Below are 15,922 nucleotides of genomic sequence, written 5' to 3' on the forward strand. Positions count from 1 at the left end.
CCCACACGCGCCGCGGCACACTCACGGCCATGTGGTTGAGGGCAGACGTCCAATAACCCTTAACGTTGGCGGCCTCACCCAATCGGCCCAAGAACGGACAGTCGCCGTCGCTATGTGGATCGTTAGCAATGTGGCCCGCGCTGCTGCGGACGCGCATTTGAAATGAATCTGGCTGACCTTCCCGGCATTCCGCACGATCCAGTTTGAGGACATTCGGTACCATTAAGAACTCGCGGAGGCAGTATGAATGCGTGGGACTTGTTTGGTGCATTCGCCGGCCCAAGCTTCGCTAGGGTCTTAGCCGGACCTTGCGCCCTGCTAGTTAAGTGTGACATAGCCACCCGAGACCCGAAGGTCTCTGGACGGCTCTATGTTTCTTCTTTTTTTCCCGAAGATCTCATGGCGCGGCCGTGCCATCGGGTTTAGCTGGCGCCGGGCCGCCGTACTGTTCCATCACGAATTTTCCGAATTCGCTTGCCTTATAGCGGCCCTTTTCCCGCGCTTTCAGAAACTCTCGGTGGACAGCGACGCGTTGAGGATCGCGCACCAGAGGACCTCCGAACAGCTTCTCCTCATCGGGCATTGCCTTCAGACACTTGAGGAAGTCGAGACGTAGCCCGAACTTGATCTCCGGCTTTGCGAACCTGATAATCGACGATGACATACCGTCGGCGTGGTCCTTCGGCATGAATTCCTGGACAACAGCCTTTTCACCGTTGCGACGCGAGGCATTCCGTTCGTAGCCACGATAGATTTCACTAAGTTGCTGCGTATTGTCAAAATAGACGTTTTCCAGCGCATTTAGCCATTGAAGGTCATTCAACTTCTGAACATCAGCTACGGAAGTGACATCCACCGATGTTCCCTTGCGGTTTCCTATTTTATAGATAGCCTCGTCATAGAGAACTACCATATGCCAAGGGGAGACCGGGTAAAAAATTTGAAGGCCCTTGCTAGCTAGCCCGATGTTACTGCTAGCTATGCGGTCCTCGCCGTATTGGTTTGAGAATACAACGGGGTGATCACTTGTGACGAACCGGATCGGCGTGCGATTAATGGCAATTTTGATCCTCAGGTCATGGGCTAGAGGTAGGCACTCAGCGATTGCCTTCAGGCTATTATTGAAAGGTTTTTCGAGCGAAATTTTTAATTTTTCCAGATGCTCGGGCTCGATAGTCTCGTCTTTCGACAATAGCAGTTTGGCGAACTTTTCTGCCTGTTCGTCATTCGCCTCGCCCGCGTGCTTCGTCCGCGCGTACTGCAGCAAAACGAACGTCAACAGAGCGTCGTGGTCTGTGCTGTAGCGAACAGGGGCTTCTCCGCTTGCCACTATTCCATCAACTATCGGGGTGACTCGGCCCTCGAGCGTCCCGAACATTTTCTCGATCGTCAGGTCCTTGCCGTAAAAATAGTCTTCGTAACACTGCCCTTTCAGATTTCCAGCCGTGAAATGCTCACCTCGTTTAATAGTGAACAACTTGATCGGAAGTCTGTCTTCGCCCCACGAAAAATTGCGTAGATAGAATTGCGGGACGTAGTGTTGCTTCTTATTCTCAGCCACATTCACTCCTTATGTTGGCTGTCAACCTTTCGACGCTACTGGCGATGGACGCTTGTCGGCTGCTGGTTGCAACTCTGCTCAGATGTCGGATCTCCTGAATTGCATGCCACACCGGATTATCGCGGCCCACGGCTATTATCGTTCATCAGTGACGTGCCAATCCAGAGGCTACTATCACGCGAGTTGGAGGTCTGCTATAGGTCAGGTTGCGTCAGTCCGCTCTTCAAATTCATTGCCGGAAAGCGGCCACTAGAATTCCGCTTCCCGGAAGCGGCCAGTTGGCAGTGAGTATTCCCGACCCTTAACGGCCTCCCCACACCGCGTGCGCCCTAGGTCTCTTGTCCGAAGTACAGCGGTCGCTCACCCTTTTGCTCTTGCCGAAGGCCAGCTTCATCATTCCGGCCGGATTCCGATGCGGAGCGCGTGACGCTCCGGCTGTCAGAGCAGTGGTTCCACGCGCGTTTGCAGTTCGTCCTTCGGGTACTGATGACTCCACTTTACGAAATCTGCAACGCCGCCCAGGTCAGGAAACAACACTGAGGGATTCACGCCTGCCTTTGCAAGCTGTACCCGCATCTCACCGAAAGCACTCGCTGGGATCGTGACGTAGTAAAGCCGATTCTTGTAGTCACGATTCGTCTCCAATGATACAAACTCAGGCGACTTTCTGTTTCCGTCGTGGTTACGGTGAAGGGTGAACCATCCGTCCTGCGCAGTAATGCGGCGGGTAATGTGTCGCGGCCGGATAACGACAGTACGGGCTATCGCCAGCGGTGGTGAGTTGCGCTCCGCGTCACGCATCAGATCCTCTGGTTCGTAGGTGAGAATCCACACGGCTGCCGCCGTCTGCGTTTCCGCAGGCTGCTTAATGGCGAACCAGAGCGCTGTTAGCGCGCTGCCCGACCAGTCGAGCATACGGGTGGGCATGCCATGATGCTGTGCAATCGCCAACCAATCTGCGTCGCCGATGTCACTGAGCGGTGAATCCAGGTACGGGATCGCCCGGCGTTTGAATTCTTCCAGCATGCTCGTCTCTTCGCGCAGCGAAACGGAACGTCCGAGGCGCGCGATCGCGGGCTTCAGCGACCATCCGGCATCACTCTGGCCGCGGTAAAGCGTGCGAACTTCGCCATTGAGTTTGCCATTGATCGCCGCGAGGAACTCGGCGAGGTTGCGGGCATCGCCGAGATGCTTCGCATAGCGCTTCTTGTGCATGTTCTGCGCTTTCCATTGAGAAGGTTGCGTGCCTGACTCTAGGCTGGCCGCGGGACACAGAGGGCGGAATTCATGGTCGCGGATGTCGTCGATGAGCTCCCCTTGCGCCCACCTGACTAACGCGCCTTGAGCGTCGGTGCGATATTACGGAACGGCGGATTCGTCATTCCCATATATCCGGCAAACAGCTCAAGAAAGTGGAGAGTACTCTCGAATGCACGTGCGGCGAAGTCATGCGCGAGCATGCGATATGGGAACTCCGGCTGTGCAGCGGTTGCATAGGGATTGGGTTTGAGAGAATAGCCCAGCAATGTCTTGCTGAGGCCGCCCCACGCACCTTTACCCTGAATGGTGCCGGGCGAGCCGTCCGTAGGCAGGTCGATTGATTGCGGTTTGTAGTGCATCAAGGCGTTACGAACCGCGATCGCTACGGCGACATCCTGTATCTCGCGGCTGCCGCGGCTGTAAGGCGTCTTGTCGGCCAGCAGGCACGCCATATCGTATTTTTCGAGAATACCTGCTCTCTCGACCAGCGAGTTGTTGCAGGTCCATGTGCGCCCAAGCCGATCAATCGTGGCGGTATCAAGTCCGGCGAGATGATGCGTATACCCGACCGAGCAGTCCAAAAAAAGCTCGTTGATGAAGGCTTCAACTGCAGCAACGCTCATGAACAACGAGGCTGTGACGCAGCCCTTGTGTTCGAGTGCTTCTGCACCGTCAAACTGCTTGTACGACGCTTCGATCATTCCGGCTGCTCGCGCGTGCTGAGCCGCCGCAGCGAGGTGGGTGATCGAAAAGTACGAGCGCATTGACAATAGTGGCGGAGCCGCATCGCGTTCTTCTGACATGTTCGATCCAAAAGGGTGGGGTGGTCGGATTGAATTGTACGTGTGATGAACCGTGCACTTTGCGATATGCCGGCGGGTAACGGGGCTAAAGTTTTTCCGACGCCGCTTGAGTTTCGGTAGAGCACCAGCAATTTGGAGGCGGAAACCGACAGCTCACGCACAAAGATTTCCAGTCCGCCACGGTTCGATGCGTGATCCGAATGGCCCATGGCAAACGCGGAGCAGCCGTTAGAACGTCCGAGCATCGCGCTGGCCGAATGACGCATCATGGCCGGGTTGAAGCAGTGCCACCGACAATTCGCTCGCCGGAAACCGGCCATTGAGCGGGGGCGGACGAGACCTTGGCTATTCAAATTGGATGGCGACCTCGACCGGCGACTTGTGGCCGACTATTGTCCGATACGGCCGGCAGTGATCGACCCGAAGCTGCCGACCGACATTGGCGCTTCTCCGCGTCCCTTCTTGAGGTATTCCTGATGGACGTATCCACGATGCCGGTCAGGTGTTAAGGCGAGCTTCGCGGAACGTCGTGATCGCGCGCAATGAAGCGACAGCGTCCCCGACCGGATCAGTCTTCACTTGGGCAAGCACGCGCTCTATCTCAACCTTCTGCTTATCGAAAAGCTGGCGAACGAAGTCCGGTACCACGGGCGAATGCAGAAATTGTTGGATCTCGGCAATGTTCGGCTTCGGGCCTTCTACGGGACGGAGGGAGCTAAGACGAGTTGCAAGAAAGGCGCTGAAATCTTGCGCAAACTCAAGACAAAATTGGCCCGCGTCCACGGTCGGCGCCGGAATCTCAATCAGGTCGCCAGCTGGACCAAACCGGTGGATGTCGTTTGGCACGAAGTAGCGCCCGTCTGACCACGCGCTTATCACGGGATTACCATCGTGAGTAGCTGCATTTCTGCTAAGCCAAATGAACTTTCCATGACGCAGAACTTCGATGTCTCTCCACGTGATCTTCGGATTCAGAAACGTTGAGCCGGCATCCTTAAGAGTTTGAACGGTGTTGCTAAACGCTGAGAACGCGTAAACGATCTTACTTTCTGTTTGTTCGTTGCCCTGCTGCCCGCCGCGGAACCTGTGCATCGATTGATCGCAGCACTCGATGACTGAACGCAAGCAAAAATCAAATTCCTTGACCTTCGAATTGAAGAAGCTGGACACCCAGCGGCGATGCTGATCTTGCGTAAGGCTCATGCCGGAATGCCCCTTTTGTGGAAACTGCATTGTAAGACCGAAGTCCGACTCATCCGAGCCGTGCCGAGTGCCATATTTGAGCCGCGTTGGCGAACGTTCGCGGCCTTCGACGCGGCCAATGCGCGTTGCACACGAATGACGGTTGGTCGCAGCGAATGCGACGTTCGGGCAACCGCGTCGTCGTCGCGGTCAATGGCGGGAAATGGCCGGTACTGCTCTATGTGATCGAGCGTTGTTCACCCGTTGCAGATTTTCGGAGTCAATCAGGTGGGGTAGGAAAATGTTGACACCTGGATAGACGGCTGGATTTGTAGTCGGAATCCGTAGGGCGCGGCGTCCGCGCAATCGTAACGGCCGTGGAATAACTTCGCGGCAGAGAATTCGATATACGAACGACAATCGTCCCGCACGACCCGTGCCCCAGGACAATCCAGCAAATCGAGTCGGACCAATGGCTCTGCAATTCCTTCAATCCTGAGCAACAGCTCTACGTCGCAGCTGAGTGGCCATATCGTTAGATCCAAGAACAGGGGGGCTCTCGAGACGAGGTACCTATAGGAAATTCCGTGTTCTTCCTCGATTGGCACAACATCGAGAGCCTCAATCAAATCCAACGGCTCCCAGGAGAAATTTGGCATAGCGCTTCCTATGTATCGTTATCGGCGACCTTGAACGAGCCCAACACTTGTCCAGCCGATTTTGACCACGATTCGGAAAACTGTTCGAAATTGTCGACGAATTAGTCAACGTTGTCGAATGACCGGTTGTGGCCGATAGTGTTGAAAAACGCCTTCTCTCGCGCAGCGGGACCAGCTCGCGAAAAATCGACCTCTCAGATCGCGCTATAAGCTGCTCGTGAACATCGGATAGGGGTAATATGACCCCCGAAAACTTCCAAGTAGATGCGAGCTATCAGCCGCGCCAGGAGGTGCTGGACGTGCGCCCATGCCACGTATGGGCACGGACGCGCGAATATCCGCGTGGTCATCCCTTAACATCTTCAATCGAGCGGGTGCCGTAGCAAACGGGAAATTTCACACACCCGAAAAAATGTACGCCGGGGGTTGGGCCTTGCCTGGAAACCCTGAGGACCATGGGGCTTGTGCACTGCGGACATACGACACCCACGGGTGCGAAGATCTTTGGGGAACGCGGGTTTTGATGATCGCTCATGGAACTCTCCTGAAAAATTGATGAGGTCAACTGCCATGAGATAGGTGCCAGTGATATTTTTTTATTCACCGATCACACGCACTGGCTTGTTGGTCGATGCCGATTGAACAGGCGCGCGTCTGGATCAACTCCCATGAGCGCGCGCCTGTTGCCCGGGTGGGAACTCAAGACCGGTTATTGGCCGCCGAAGAACCTCCTGCCGGACAGCTTGTCATCCTCGTCTCGATCTACGGGAGTTTGAGAGACCTTCGCCATATACAGGCCGATGAGCTTGCGAAGCGCACCACGCTTTTCCTCATCGTTACGATGGATGTAGCCGACCGCTACGCCCCATTTCTTCCTGTAGGAAGGCGTACGGCGATTACCGTTGTCGAAGTCGCCCCAGCGACGAGTAAGCGCTACCCAATACTCCCCCAACTCCTCGCAGGCCGTGACGTGGTCACGACGACTGGCAGAGACGAAAACGACCAGATGGAGGTGATGATTCTCATTGCCGTTACCACCGCTCTCCTGTCGCCATATCAGGCCATGAATCTCAGAGAGAATTCCACGAGTCGCATCCTTAATTCGCTGAAATAATTTCCGACGAAATTTCTGCATTGTTTCAAAGTTGACATCGTCACGTAAGGATTTGTTTATATTCATCGTAATGAAGAGAATCTGATAGCTCTTACGACGATCAAACATTTCAATCTCAAAATTCAGATTTCTGATGCGACATCTATCGAAGCGCTGCTTCTTACATCTCTGGGTATTGGAATCATCGTCTCTGCCGAGCCAATATTTACTAGTTCCGTCTGACATGGTTGACCTCCTTGGGGTTATGCCAATGGATCAACTCATTCAATAGAAAAGTATTTATTAGATATCAATCGTCAAACATGCCTTGATGGCATCTTGATCTGGTTTGTTTTGATGAATTAATTTCGTGGATGTTTTTGTGTATTTCGTGTTGAAATATTTGTTTTGTAAGACATGGATTATAAAATCTATTACATAGGGGCTGTAATTCTTATTGAGGTAAATAAGGTCTGAATAATGCGAATGCGTTATCGGGCATTGAGGATTTGCTGGTATTTTGAAAATTATTTCTTCCTCCAGATATGCAACTGACCGTGCATGAATTTCCACTGGCTTTCCACCGCGTGGGAGCGGAAGCTCCTGTCAGCTACTTGGATAGAAAAATGGCTAGCCACTGGTGATGGGGAATTCCCCATCACCAGTGATATCGGTGCTCATGTCACGCGGCGTCGCGTGCCTCGATTCGTTCAGTGATCCAGTCCTGAACCTCTTGCTCAACCCACGCTACGCGCCCGCCGCCAAGCGGAACGGCCTTTGGGAAGTTGCCTTCGGCGATGTACTTGTAGATGGTGGATCGGCGCAGGCCGGTGATGTTGGTTACGTCGATGAGTCGGATGAGGCGCATGGTGTCGCTCCTGTCTGGTTGGTCCAGACAATCCCGAGGAGCGGTAGTTTTTTACAGCAGGACGCATCCGCGTCCTGCTGCGGCCTTCACCTCGGGCGTCGTGCTAACATGATGACGTATGGCAGGAGCAGGGCAGGCATGCGTCTAGGCACCATGATGGACGGCTATCCAGAAGAGATCTATTAATATATTTCCGATGTATTTCTCGTGCATTGACGTTGCATGAGCATGGTATTTCGTATGAATTTCCTAGATATTTCTCAAGATATTTTTGTTGGAAATTGATATGGATTTCTTATTAAAGTTCGCGATGAGTGTGTTATGGCAATAGCGTATGACAATGAATCTGGGGTGGAAGCGCTTCAGGCTCAACTCCCCGGCTGGATTCTTGATCCGCGCACTTTGACGTGGCTATGGATGTGGCTAAGGGTGAGTGGTGCGCCCTTGACGGACGAGGAAGAAAGGGACTTGGCTCCTGACATGTTCATGACAAAAGCCATGTTTCTCACCATGGCCGACCGACTGGGAGATCGCTATCTCGTTGAGGACCTGAGCAAGGCAAGAACAGTTGAAATATTGCCGATGCACGATCTTTCTTGGATCGAGAAAAATGGGCGTCAGATAACCTGGCTAGTCAATGAATTCGAGCAGATATTCCGCGAAGACAGAGTGAACGATCCAGTCTACCCGTCGGTGCTTAATTCGCGGGAGCGATTGATTGCGATGATCGACTACTGGAGACAGCCTATATCGGAAAAGCAACGCGTGTTGAATGGGCTGAGGGACAACTGGGTGCAGCATTTGCGGCTGGATGAGTATTACAAATGGTTCAAGGAGGGGAGTGAAAAGCAGAAATGTGAAGTGGCATGGGATTGGTATTGTGAGAAATATCCGAGGTTGATGCGTAGTGTATCTAAATTTGTAAAATTAGATGATCTTTTATCCTTTCTCGATAGCTCAAATTTTTCATCAGATAAAAGGCAGCTTCATATTGGGGAGATAAAGAAAGAGCTCAAGCGCCGACAGTCCAGAAAAAATCTGGAAGGTAAATCGCAAACAAATTTGGCGTTGTCGGATGAAAGTCGTCATCAGTTGGATTTTCTGGTCAAACAGCAGCGAATGACGATGGTGGCTATCGTAGAGAGATTAATCCAGCATGCTGCTAGATATGGCATGCCAGACGAAACCGATGCAGTTCAACAGACTTCTCTGTTTTGATTTGTTCTGTCTTGCATCTATTTCTTGTTTTTGCGGATTGCGGCGTCTGCCTTGCCGATAACAGCCCGAGTGCGTAGGGTGCCAAGCGCTGACGCTGCAGATAACAGAAGGGGCTACGCGTCCGCCAAAGCGGCGTGTGACTGGCCCGTGCCGCATCTTTCGGCGAGGAGGGCGTCCAGTCGCTCGCCCAGCTTGCGCCACGCAACCGTTTTTTCGTTGGCATAGTCGTGATGCAGGTAGTGTCGGCGGACTTTCGCGCCAGCAATGACATGGTTTTGGCAGCGATCGATGATATCCAACGGTATTCCCAATCCCTGCATCATCGTTGCTCCAGTCCGCCGCAGATCATGGGGCGTCCACGCTCCGTTGGCTCCGTGACCCAGGACTAGACTATCGTCATGCCTTCGCTTGGCGAGTGGCTTGCTACGGCTCTTGAAGCGAGTTTGCCGGTCGCCAACCTGCTTACTTACCGATTTCAGGCAAATGTGCGTTTCTTCCTCGCCTTTGTTGCGGGCCGGGAACAGCCACCCGGAGTCGCCAGCGAGTTTCTTCAGTTCAGCGAAGTGCCGGTATGCGAAGTCCGACAGAAAAACAATATGCTCTTGCCGTTGTTGTCGTCGCCCCTTGACGTTCGCGCGGGGGATAAACCATGTGCGGGCGTCCAAATCGACGTGTTCAGATTTCGCCATCAGCAACTCGCCTATACGGCACAGTGTGCCAAGGCATATCCACAGCGCAAGCTGGCTTTCCCGCTTCAACGGTCGGGCCTGTTTGTGCCGGGTGCCCACTTCTGCGGTGTCGTATGCAGCCGTAGTGTCCCGGAAGATACGAGCCAGTTCCTGAATTTCGTTCGGCGGCAATATCCTGTCCCGCTCTTCCTCGTAATCATCGGGGACGAGCTTTTCCATCTCCACCAGATCGATAGGGTTGCCGTCGGCCAGCAATCCGCGCCAGGGCTGACGCTTTTCGCCCCAGCGCAGCATCTGGCCAAGATCGTTGAACGCCATGATAGCCGTGCGGACGATTCCCCGGCCGATCATTTTCCGTAGCATCGCGCGAATATCGGCATCTGTCAGTCTGCGCAATTCGATACGACCAATGGCAGGGAGAACATCTTTCTCGAACTGTCGGCGTAGTTCCTTGTTGTCATCCTTGCGAGCTACGCCATCAGTAACCCACACATCGAAAAGATCCTGCACTGTCGAACCATCGATCCGGACCTGCTCGGCTTGCGCAAGTGTGGCTTCCACCGCTTTTTGTTTTTCGATGCGCTCAACTTTCTTCGCCGCGACGGGATCAATGCCTTCAGCAACGATAACGCGGATGCGATCCCGCTCGGCCCGGATGTCGGCGAGACTCGTCTTGGGCCAGGAGCCGAGAGCGTAGTCCCGTTTGGCTCCGTCGAGCTTGAATTCGTAGCGGAACAGCACGGAAACGCCGCGCTGCCCTGCGCGGACACGACCGACGAGACCGCCATCTTCCCTAATGGTCTGCCCGTCGTTTGTCGGTGTAAGGCTTTCCAGCCCCTTGACGGTAATCTTGCTCATCCTGCACACTCGCTTGAAATTTTACCCCACTTTTACCCCACCGGATTGCATGGCTAGGAGTGGATGGATATGGACTGCTGTGGACAGGATAACATACTTAAATAATTGTAATTTAAAGGATTTATTGGAGCTTGTGTGTCCGTTGGTGTCCACGGCGATCTAGTCTATACATGCATGGGGTGCAGGTGGTAGGAGGTTCAAATCCTCTCGCCCCGACCAGAATTATCCTTATGAATCAATTGTTTACTCGATTCTTAGGCTCTCAGCACATGTCCTAGTCCCTGTGGATGACCCACAAAGCCTGTGTATCATCGGGCGATCCATTGGACTTAAGACATGTGCACTCATCTGGACAAGCGCGGAAACGTCTATTACATCCGCCGCCGTGTTCCCATCGATCTAGTTCCCGTTCTCGGTAAATCAGAAGTCAGCAAGAGCCTGCGCACCCGCGACCGGGACGAGGCTAAAGCGCGCTGCCGTCTCGAAGATGTCCGGCTGGATGAGGAGTGGGCGAAGCTCCGCGCTGAATTGCCGCTGACTGAGGACGTTACGTGTCGCGGTCAGTGGGGGCCATTCGATAGCCGCGAAGCCGAAGAAGCTCACGACGAAGCCGAAGCCGCGTACTCCTCGGATGACCGCGACGACGACGCACAGCAGTTCGAAGAAGCCGTAGCTCGTCAGGTCGCAGTGCTCGACGCGGCGGACACGATCCGCGCTGCCCGCGACTCATCCCGCAACCGTGCCCAGCACGCCGCACAGCAAGCCATAGCCAAGGCGGCGGAGAAGGGGGCACCGACTCTCCGCGATGTTGTGCCCTCATGGATTGCTCGTAATGCCCCGAAAGATAACGCCAGAGGCAGGACAGAGAAGGCGATAGCTCTGTTCGAGGAAGCCTTGGGGCGCATTCCCTTGGTCGATCTGAAGAAGGAGCACGGCGCGGCGTTTGTACGATTCCTGCTCGACGGCGAAGCTCGCGGCTTCGGGCGCAAGACGGCGGGGAACCACGCAGCCTGTATCACGGCGCTGCTCAACGTCGCCGAAAAGGATGCCCTGATCGTCAGCAACCCACTGGACCTGTCTTTCGACAAGAGCATCGGCGCTGCTAGGCGGGGACCGTGGACGGAAGCGCAGCTATCGCAGATATTCGGTCATGCGCTGTTCTCGGATCGCATGGAATCCGTCGAGCACTGGCAGGACGTTCAGCCCTCGGACGGTCGCGCCTTGCTGCTGATCCTGCTGCATACCGGCGCACGCATTGGCGAGATAGCGCAGCTACGGCGGCGCGATTTTCAGGTGCAGCGTGGCATGACCACGATCAACATTACGGCAGAGGCGGGCACGGTCAAGACGGCAGAGAGCGAACGTACGATCCCGCTCGCTGCGCACTTGCTGGCGGACCCATGGGTTAGCGCGTGGCTCGCCTCGGTAATGGACGGTAGCCGCCCGGACGATCCTGCATTCTCGACCATGGCAGGGCGTACACGTGGTCCCGGTGATACGGCGGTGCAGTGGTTCAACGGGTTCCGCAAGGACGCAAGATTGCCGCTCGGCGCACTGCATGGCTCGCACAAGTTCCGGCATTGGATCAGGTCCGCACTTGCCGCCAGCAACATAGGCGACGCCACAGCAGATGCCATTACCGGCCATGCCGCACAAGGATCGTCCGGGCGGGTCAGCTATACGACTATCACACTGGCGGTCATGCTCGATGCGCTCAACACGCTGACGTATCCGAAGGTGTCCACGGACTGACGGCTTGCGCTCCTCGCCTCGCTGTCGCTGGCTCGCCTGACGGGAGCGCGCAACAGATGCACCGCCGCGCACCAGTGCGTGAGTGTCTGGTATAGAGCCGCCTCAGCCCATCCTAGCTGAGTGAGAAGTTAAAGGAATTGTTCATGCCGCCCGACGAGCTGCTGCCGCTGTCACCCATCGAGAAGCCATACGAGTTACCTCCACCGGAGTACGAGCTGTTGCCAGCGTCGCTGCCCCACGAGCCGATGCTGTTCACGCCGGACATAATCGACTGTGACGCGTAGTTCTGCGTGCTGCCTACGCCGCCCGTGGAGCCCACCGTCGTACCGCTGCCGCCATTGGACTGGCTGAACTGTCCGAGTCCCTGACCCGCCGCACCGAGTAGCGCGGCCTGCGCCATCGACACGTCCGGCATACGCATGGGCGCAATGAACGTCTGCGGGATCGCTTTCGCGTAGTCCATCGCTGCCACGGTCTGCCCGTAGTCCTGCGACGTGATTAGGTTCGAGCGCATGCCCGACATCTGCATCACCTGATCGAACGTCATCTGCGAACCCTTCTGAGCCTGCATCGTGGTGAGGCGTGCGGTAGTGCCCTGCATCGTTGAGCGCATGATATCGGCGGACGTACCGCCCACACCCTTCGCTGCTGACTCCACGCGCAGCGCCCCGAGCTGTGCCGCAGCGCTGAGCTGCTGCTCAACATTACCCCGCGTCATGGCCTCCATCGCCCGCGACTGATTCACTGCGAGCGCGTCCGTCTGCTGCCCTATTGCGATGGCCTTGTTCTGGTTAGTGATTGACCGCTGAGCGTTCGAGAGCGCGGCTTGCGTCGCGAGGAACGAGTTGTTCGACTCCCGAATGCTGTTGCTGTTATCTGCCTGATCCTCCGAGAGCACGTTCGCGGCGTCCGTCTGTGCGGTCTGGGCCGTGTACGTCGCCGCGTTCTGTGCGTTCTGGATCGTGGCGTTCATGACTCCAGCGGTCGCGCCGACGATCATGGTAGCGAACTGCCCCATTAGGTTCTCCTCCGCGTTATTTGAGTTGCTCTAGCGCACCCTGTCTCCTGATGCACGCCGCGCCAAGGATTTCTCCAGAATGGAGAATAGATGGGCTCCCACGTACGACCGCCCGCGAAGCACGGCCTCATGCTACTGGCGCTCAACGCCGCACGCGATAGCCACGCCGCGCACGCTCGATGTACTGCCTGTCGATCACCGGCGCAGGCTTCTTAGACTTGGCGACGACCTCGCGTGTGTAATCTTCGATGCTGACGCCGCGCATAGTCGCGGATACCGCGAGGTTGGCGCGGTCCATGCCCCGCAGTCGGCACGCCTGCTCGATTACGTCCGGTTCAGGCGGCAATGCCCGCGCTACCTCCCGTACTAGCGCAACCTCCAGCCATGCGGGACGCACCTGCTCAATGCGTTCCGCGCTCATGCCTTCGCCCGCGCTCTGTACTTGCGCGCTGCCCAGCTCGGGAGTCCGCCAGTACACACCTCCACCGCTTCACGCCAAACGGCGAGCGGCCCCTTTGATGCCCGCGCCTCCAAACGTTCGAAGTAGTTACGCGCCTCGGCGTTGTGTTCCAGCGGATGCTGCTCAGTAATGGTCATAGTCCCCCGATGAGTGCCCGGCAGGCCATCCTGCCCTGACGCCTTCAGCCACGGTACAAGATAGTCTGCTGCCATTGTGGCTCCTGTTAAGTGTGTCTTGGTTGGGACATGAAATTGGAGTCCTCCGCCCAGCAAGGCTGAGCGGGTTCTAAGATGTACTGCTTACTGATTAAGCTCGTTGGCGATTGCCGAGCCGATGATGGTGTTGGCACCGGGCAGGACTCACAGCACGGCACGCCTTACAATGCGCTCACAACCACACCAAGGAGGCCCGCATGCACCGTGTTATCCCCGTCGTTGCGCTCGCAATCGCCTGTTCAGCAGCACACGCCGCCACCGACGCCTCAATGCGTGACACCTGCACCCTGTACGGCGTCGGCGTGGGTGACATGTGGGAGGCGGTCCACGAGAAGCACATGACGCTGGAGCAGTTGTACGATGGCCTAGCCGATGCGCTAGGCAAGCGGAAGTACTACCGCATGATGGCAATGAATCAGGCCATACTGGACAATCCGCGCTACGCGAACAAACCAGCGCTGACCGTGGCGGTCATGGAGACAGCCGAATGCATGCAGAACCCGGCCCGTCTGGCAGCTCAGTATCAGTGAACTCCTAGTACACCCGCGCCAGCGATAGCCTCGGCCAACTCCGCAGCCCGCAGTGCGGCTTCCTCGGCTCGCCACACGCCCACGCTGCCGCTCGCAGCAAGCTCGGCCCAGCCAGCGACCCCGGCGTCAGCGGCGCGCATTGCACGCGTCGCTCTCTCTGCGCTATCAGGCGTCTCCACCCACGGCGCGGAGCGCAGCACCCAGCCCTCGGTTTCCTCAACGGTTCCGGCTTCGGCTAACGTCTCATATCCCGCTTCGCCAGTAGCGGCCAATAACTTCGCGGCTTCCTCGTAACCAAGGAAGAACGCCAGCCGCACATCCGGCCTGTCCCACTCAGGGCATACCTGCTGGCGGATGAACTCCCACGAGCGTTCGCAATGGTCCGCCATGCTGGAGTAACCCGGCGCTACCGGCATCACGCGAGCGGGCACCCGCGTATCTTTCCGGGCCCATTGCCAGTCTGTCTCCGCGAAGAACGCGCCCTCTTCGTGCGCTTCATAGATCATGTCCATTGCGATCTCAGTCACCTCGGTTACTGCATTCGCTGCCGTATTCATTTCTGTAGTCCTTATTAATGTCTTGTCCGCCTGTCTGCGGCATGTCGGTCCCTCTCCGTGTCTGAGGCGGTGGTTCTCTGCTCACACACACAGCGGCCCGAAGTTTACAGTCACCTGTAAACCGGCGTCAACAATTGCCTACAAATCAAATACTTGGGACAGTAAACGGCAGTGGACAAACCAGCGCTGCACGCGGGCTGGCCTCAATCCTGCCTGCTGCATAGGGCGGCTACTGCTCGTCAGCCACGACACGCTGTCACCGCATACCCGGCCTCAGCTCGCGCCTGCACCGCCCACGGTGCGCCGCTGTCTCGTGCGGCAATCAGGGTAGTCCGGTTGATCCCTAGCGCCTTCGCCGTCTGCGCCACGTTGCCTGAATCGGCCAGCAACTTGAACGCCTGCACAAGCGTCTCGTGCGCAATGCTGGGCTTGCGGCCTAGCGAGTCCTTGCCCTTGTGAGTCTTGCCGGTCGCCTCGAAGTGCCGCCGTGCCGTCTCCCGCCCGTTCGCGGTGTTCTCTTCAATCTTGGCGCGCTGCATGTCCGCCACCTGAGCCAGAATGCCGACGACGAGCCGGCCGAACGCATCCGGCGCTATCTCGCCAAGGCCATGCACATTCAAGCGCACGCCCCGGTCGATCAGGTCGCGCACCGTGCTTTGCACGTCGATAGCGTCGCGGCCTAGTCGATCAATAGCGAAGACATGCAGCACATCACCCTTGCGGATGAATTCTAGAATCGATCCAAGGCCCGGACGCTTCGCAGCAGGCACAAGCCCGCTCACGCCCTCATCCTTGCGCTCTACATCGAACTTGATGGCTCCCTTGTCCGTGAGAACGTCACGCTGCGCTTCAATGCTCTGGTCCTTCGAGCTAACCCGGTAGTACGCCCAATGCTGCGACATGCTGCACGCTCCATGTGTCGAGAAGATACAGCTATCATAGTTGACAGCCACCAATGCGTCAACTGTATCTTCCTGACATCACAGCATGGCACCTCGAAGCCTATCGGCCAATCGTCAGCATCTTATAAGTTCGTGACATATTGACTCGCGCTCTCGGCGCGCCACAGCGGAAGCGCGCAATGCGCCAACTGAGGAGCATTCGCGTGCGTGTGCGCCTGCACGCGTCTTATCAGAAGCCAAATCGGGCGCAAAGGGGGCACACGGTAGCGCGGCAGGGGCTGTAGGGTCGCGCAGAAA

General features: G+C 56.4%; 17 protein-coding genes. 3 read left to right on the forward strand and 14 right to left on the reverse strand.

All coding sequences use genetic code 11. The annotated features are described in order from the left end of the window. The 8 genes from ACFPTO_RS01790 to ACFPTO_RS01825 all read right to left on the reverse strand — a co-directional run. Positions 1-223: hypothetical protein (locus ACFPTO_RS01790; protein WP_377709033.1), on the reverse strand; the 223-nt coding region annotated here is incomplete at its 3' end. Positions 224-397: 174 nt separating this feature from the next. Further along, entirely contained in the window at positions 398-1,561 is a 1,164-nt protein-coding gene (locus ACFPTO_RS01795; protein ID WP_377709035.1) for a DUF4238 domain-containing protein, read from the reverse strand. 438 nt (positions 1,562-1,999) lie between these two features. Continuing rightward, on the reverse strand, positions 2,000-2,776 hold the full coding sequence (locus tag ACFPTO_RS01800; protein ID WP_377709037.1) for an FRG domain-containing protein: 777 nt from the start codon (positions 2,774-2,776) through the stop codon (positions 2,000-2,002). A gap of 116 nt (positions 2,777-2,892) precedes the next feature. Beyond that, positions 2,893-3,624, reverse strand: a complete 732-nt coding sequence (locus ACFPTO_RS01805; RefSeq protein ID WP_377709039.1) for a hypothetical protein — start codon at positions 3,622-3,624, stop codon at positions 2,893-2,895. A gap of 498 nt (positions 3,625-4,122) precedes the next feature. Beyond that, positions 4,123-4,857 carry a hypothetical protein gene (locus ACFPTO_RS01810; protein WP_377709041.1) on the reverse strand — a complete coding sequence of 245 codons (735 nt, stop codon included), beginning with the start codon at positions 4,855-4,857 and terminating at the stop codon, positions 4,123-4,125. A gap of 954 nt (positions 4,858-5,811) precedes the next feature. Next, positions 5,812-6,000, reverse strand: a complete 189-nt coding sequence (locus ACFPTO_RS01815; RefSeq protein ID WP_377709042.1) for a topoisomerase DNA-binding C4 zinc finger domain-containing protein — start codon at positions 5,998-6,000, stop codon at positions 5,812-5,814. A gap of 174 nt (positions 6,001-6,174) precedes the next feature. Then, the gene (locus tag ACFPTO_RS01820; protein WP_377709043.1) at positions 6,175-6,804 is read right to left on the reverse strand and encodes a hypothetical protein; all 630 of its coding nucleotides are present in this window, start codon (positions 6,802-6,804) and stop codon (positions 6,175-6,177) included. Between the two features lie 436 nt (positions 6,805-7,240). Then, complete coding sequence (locus ACFPTO_RS01825; protein WP_377709045.1) at positions 7,241-7,426, reverse strand: helix-turn-helix transcriptional regulator; 186 nt, start codon at positions 7,424-7,426, stop codon at positions 7,241-7,243. 321 nt (positions 7,427-7,747) lie between these two features. Here ACFPTO_RS01825 and ACFPTO_RS01830 point away from each other — a divergent pair, with 321 nt between their 5' ends. Beyond that, positions 7,748-8,644, forward strand: coding sequence for a hypothetical protein (locus ACFPTO_RS01830; RefSeq protein ID WP_377709046.1), 897 nt, complete (start codon positions 7,748-7,750; stop codon positions 8,642-8,644). 113 nt (positions 8,645-8,757) lie between these two features. Here the strand turns inward: ACFPTO_RS01830 and ACFPTO_RS01835 are convergent, their stop codons facing one another. Then, positions 8,758-10,191 carry a tyrosine-type recombinase/integrase gene (locus ACFPTO_RS01835; RefSeq protein WP_377709048.1) on the reverse strand — a complete coding sequence of 478 codons (1,434 nt, stop codon included), beginning with the start codon at positions 10,189-10,191 and terminating at the stop codon, positions 8,758-8,760. A gap of 336 nt (positions 10,192-10,527) precedes the next feature. Between ACFPTO_RS01835 and ACFPTO_RS01840 the strand changes: the two genes are divergently transcribed. Then, positions 10,528-11,943, forward strand: a complete 1,416-nt coding sequence (locus ACFPTO_RS01840) for a DUF6538 domain-containing protein (RefSeq protein ID WP_377709049.1) — start codon at positions 10,528-10,530, stop codon at positions 11,941-11,943. 112 nt (positions 11,944-12,055) lie between these two features. Here ACFPTO_RS01840 and ACFPTO_RS01845 read toward each other — a convergent pair whose 3' ends face one another. From ACFPTO_RS01845 to ACFPTO_RS01855, 3 genes are all read right to left on the reverse strand, one after another. Further along, positions 12,056-12,961: a hypothetical protein gene (locus tag ACFPTO_RS01845; protein WP_377709050.1), complete on the reverse strand. Its 906-nt coding sequence runs from the start codon at positions 12,959-12,961 to the stop codon at positions 12,056-12,058. A 142-nt stretch (positions 12,962-13,103) separates the two neighbouring features. Then, complete coding sequence (locus tag ACFPTO_RS01850) at positions 13,104-13,382, reverse strand: hypothetical protein (protein WP_377709051.1); 279 nt, start codon at positions 13,380-13,382, stop codon at positions 13,104-13,106. After that, positions 13,379-13,633 carry a hypothetical protein gene (locus tag ACFPTO_RS01855; RefSeq protein WP_377709053.1) on the reverse strand — a complete coding sequence of 85 codons (255 nt, stop codon included), beginning with the start codon at positions 13,631-13,633 and terminating at the stop codon, positions 13,379-13,381. The genes ACFPTO_RS01850 and ACFPTO_RS01855 overlap by 4 nt, the downstream gene beginning before the upstream one ends. Before the next feature lie 200 nt (positions 13,634-13,833). Between ACFPTO_RS01855 and ACFPTO_RS01860 the strand changes: the two genes are divergently transcribed. Further along, positions 13,834-14,166, forward strand: a complete 333-nt coding sequence (locus ACFPTO_RS01860; RefSeq protein WP_377709055.1) for a hypothetical protein — start codon at positions 13,834-13,836, stop codon at positions 14,164-14,166. Here the strand turns inward: ACFPTO_RS01860 and ACFPTO_RS01865 are convergent. Together ACFPTO_RS01865 and ACFPTO_RS01870 are read right to left on the reverse strand one after the other, a co-directional pair. Then, on the reverse strand, positions 14,160-14,723 hold the full coding sequence (locus ACFPTO_RS01865) for a hypothetical protein (protein WP_377709057.1): 564 nt from the start codon (positions 14,721-14,723) through the stop codon (positions 14,160-14,162). The two genes, ACFPTO_RS01860 and ACFPTO_RS01865, sit on opposite strands and share 7 nt — an antisense overlap. Positions 14,724-14,962: 239 nt before the next feature. Further along, positions 14,963-15,625, reverse strand: a complete 663-nt coding sequence (locus ACFPTO_RS01870; protein WP_377709058.1) for a recombinase family protein — start codon at positions 15,623-15,625, stop codon at positions 14,963-14,965. Positions 15,626-15,922 lie beyond the last annotated feature (297 nt).

This window comes from Paraburkholderia denitrificans, from assembly GCF_042655705.1.
GTDB classification, from domain to species: domain Bacteria; phylum Pseudomonadota; class Gammaproteobacteria; order Burkholderiales; family Burkholderiaceae; genus Paraburkholderia; species Paraburkholderia denitrificans.

Excerpts from the sequence above, each read along its gene's own strand:
- ACFPTO_RS01800 (WP_377709037.1), bottom strand. The coding sequence starts at position 2,776 with ATGCACAAGAAGCGCTATGCGAAGCATCTCGGCGATGCCCGCAACCTC.
- ACFPTO_RS01805 (WP_377709039.1), bottom strand. The coding sequence starts at position 3,624 with ATGTCAGAAGAACGCGATGCGGCTCCGCCACTATTGTCAATGCGCTCG.
- ACFPTO_RS01810 (WP_377709041.1), bottom strand. The coding sequence starts at position 4,857 with ATGCAGTTTCCACAAAAGGGGCATTCCGGCATGAGCCTTACGCAAGAT.
- ACFPTO_RS01815 (WP_377709042.1), bottom strand. The coding sequence starts at position 6,000 with ATGAGCGATCATCAAAACCCGCGTTCCCCAAAGATCTTCGCACCCGTG.
- ACFPTO_RS01820 (WP_377709043.1), bottom strand. The coding sequence starts at position 6,804 with ATGTCAGACGGAACTAGTAAATATTGGCTCGGCAGAGACGATGATTCC.
- ACFPTO_RS01825 (WP_377709045.1), bottom strand. The coding sequence starts at position 7,426 with ATGCGCCTCATCCGACTCATCGACGTAACCAACATCACCGGCCTGCGC.
- ACFPTO_RS01830 (WP_377709046.1), top strand. The coding sequence starts at position 7,748 with ATGGCAATAGCGTATGACAATGAATCTGGGGTGGAAGCGCTTCAGGCT.
- ACFPTO_RS01835 (WP_377709048.1), bottom strand. The coding sequence starts at position 10,191 with ATGAGCAAGATTACCGTCAAGGGGCTGGAAAGCCTTACACCGACAAAC.
- ACFPTO_RS01840 (WP_377709049.1), top strand. The coding sequence starts at position 10,528 with ATGTGCACTCATCTGGACAAGCGCGGAAACGTCTATTACATCCGCCGC.
- ACFPTO_RS01845 (WP_377709050.1), bottom strand. The coding sequence starts at position 12,961 with ATGGGGCAGTTCGCTACCATGATCGTCGGCGCGACCGCTGGAGTCATG.
- ACFPTO_RS01850 (WP_377709051.1), bottom strand. The coding sequence starts at position 13,382 with ATGAGCGCGGAACGCATTGAGCAGGTGCGTCCCGCATGGCTGGAGGTT.
- ACFPTO_RS01855 (WP_377709053.1), bottom strand. The coding sequence starts at position 13,633 with ATGGCAGCAGACTATCTTGTACCGTGGCTGAAGGCGTCAGGGCAGGAT.
- ACFPTO_RS01860 (WP_377709055.1), top strand. The coding sequence starts at position 13,834 with ATGCACCGTGTTATCCCCGTCGTTGCGCTCGCAATCGCCTGTTCAGCA.
- ACFPTO_RS01865 (WP_377709057.1), bottom strand. The coding sequence starts at position 14,723 with ATGAATACGGCAGCGAATGCAGTAACCGAGGTGACTGAGATCGCAATG.
- ACFPTO_RS01870 (WP_377709058.1), bottom strand. The coding sequence starts at position 15,625 with ATGTCGCAGCATTGGGCGTACTACCGGGTTAGCTCGAAGGACCAGAGC.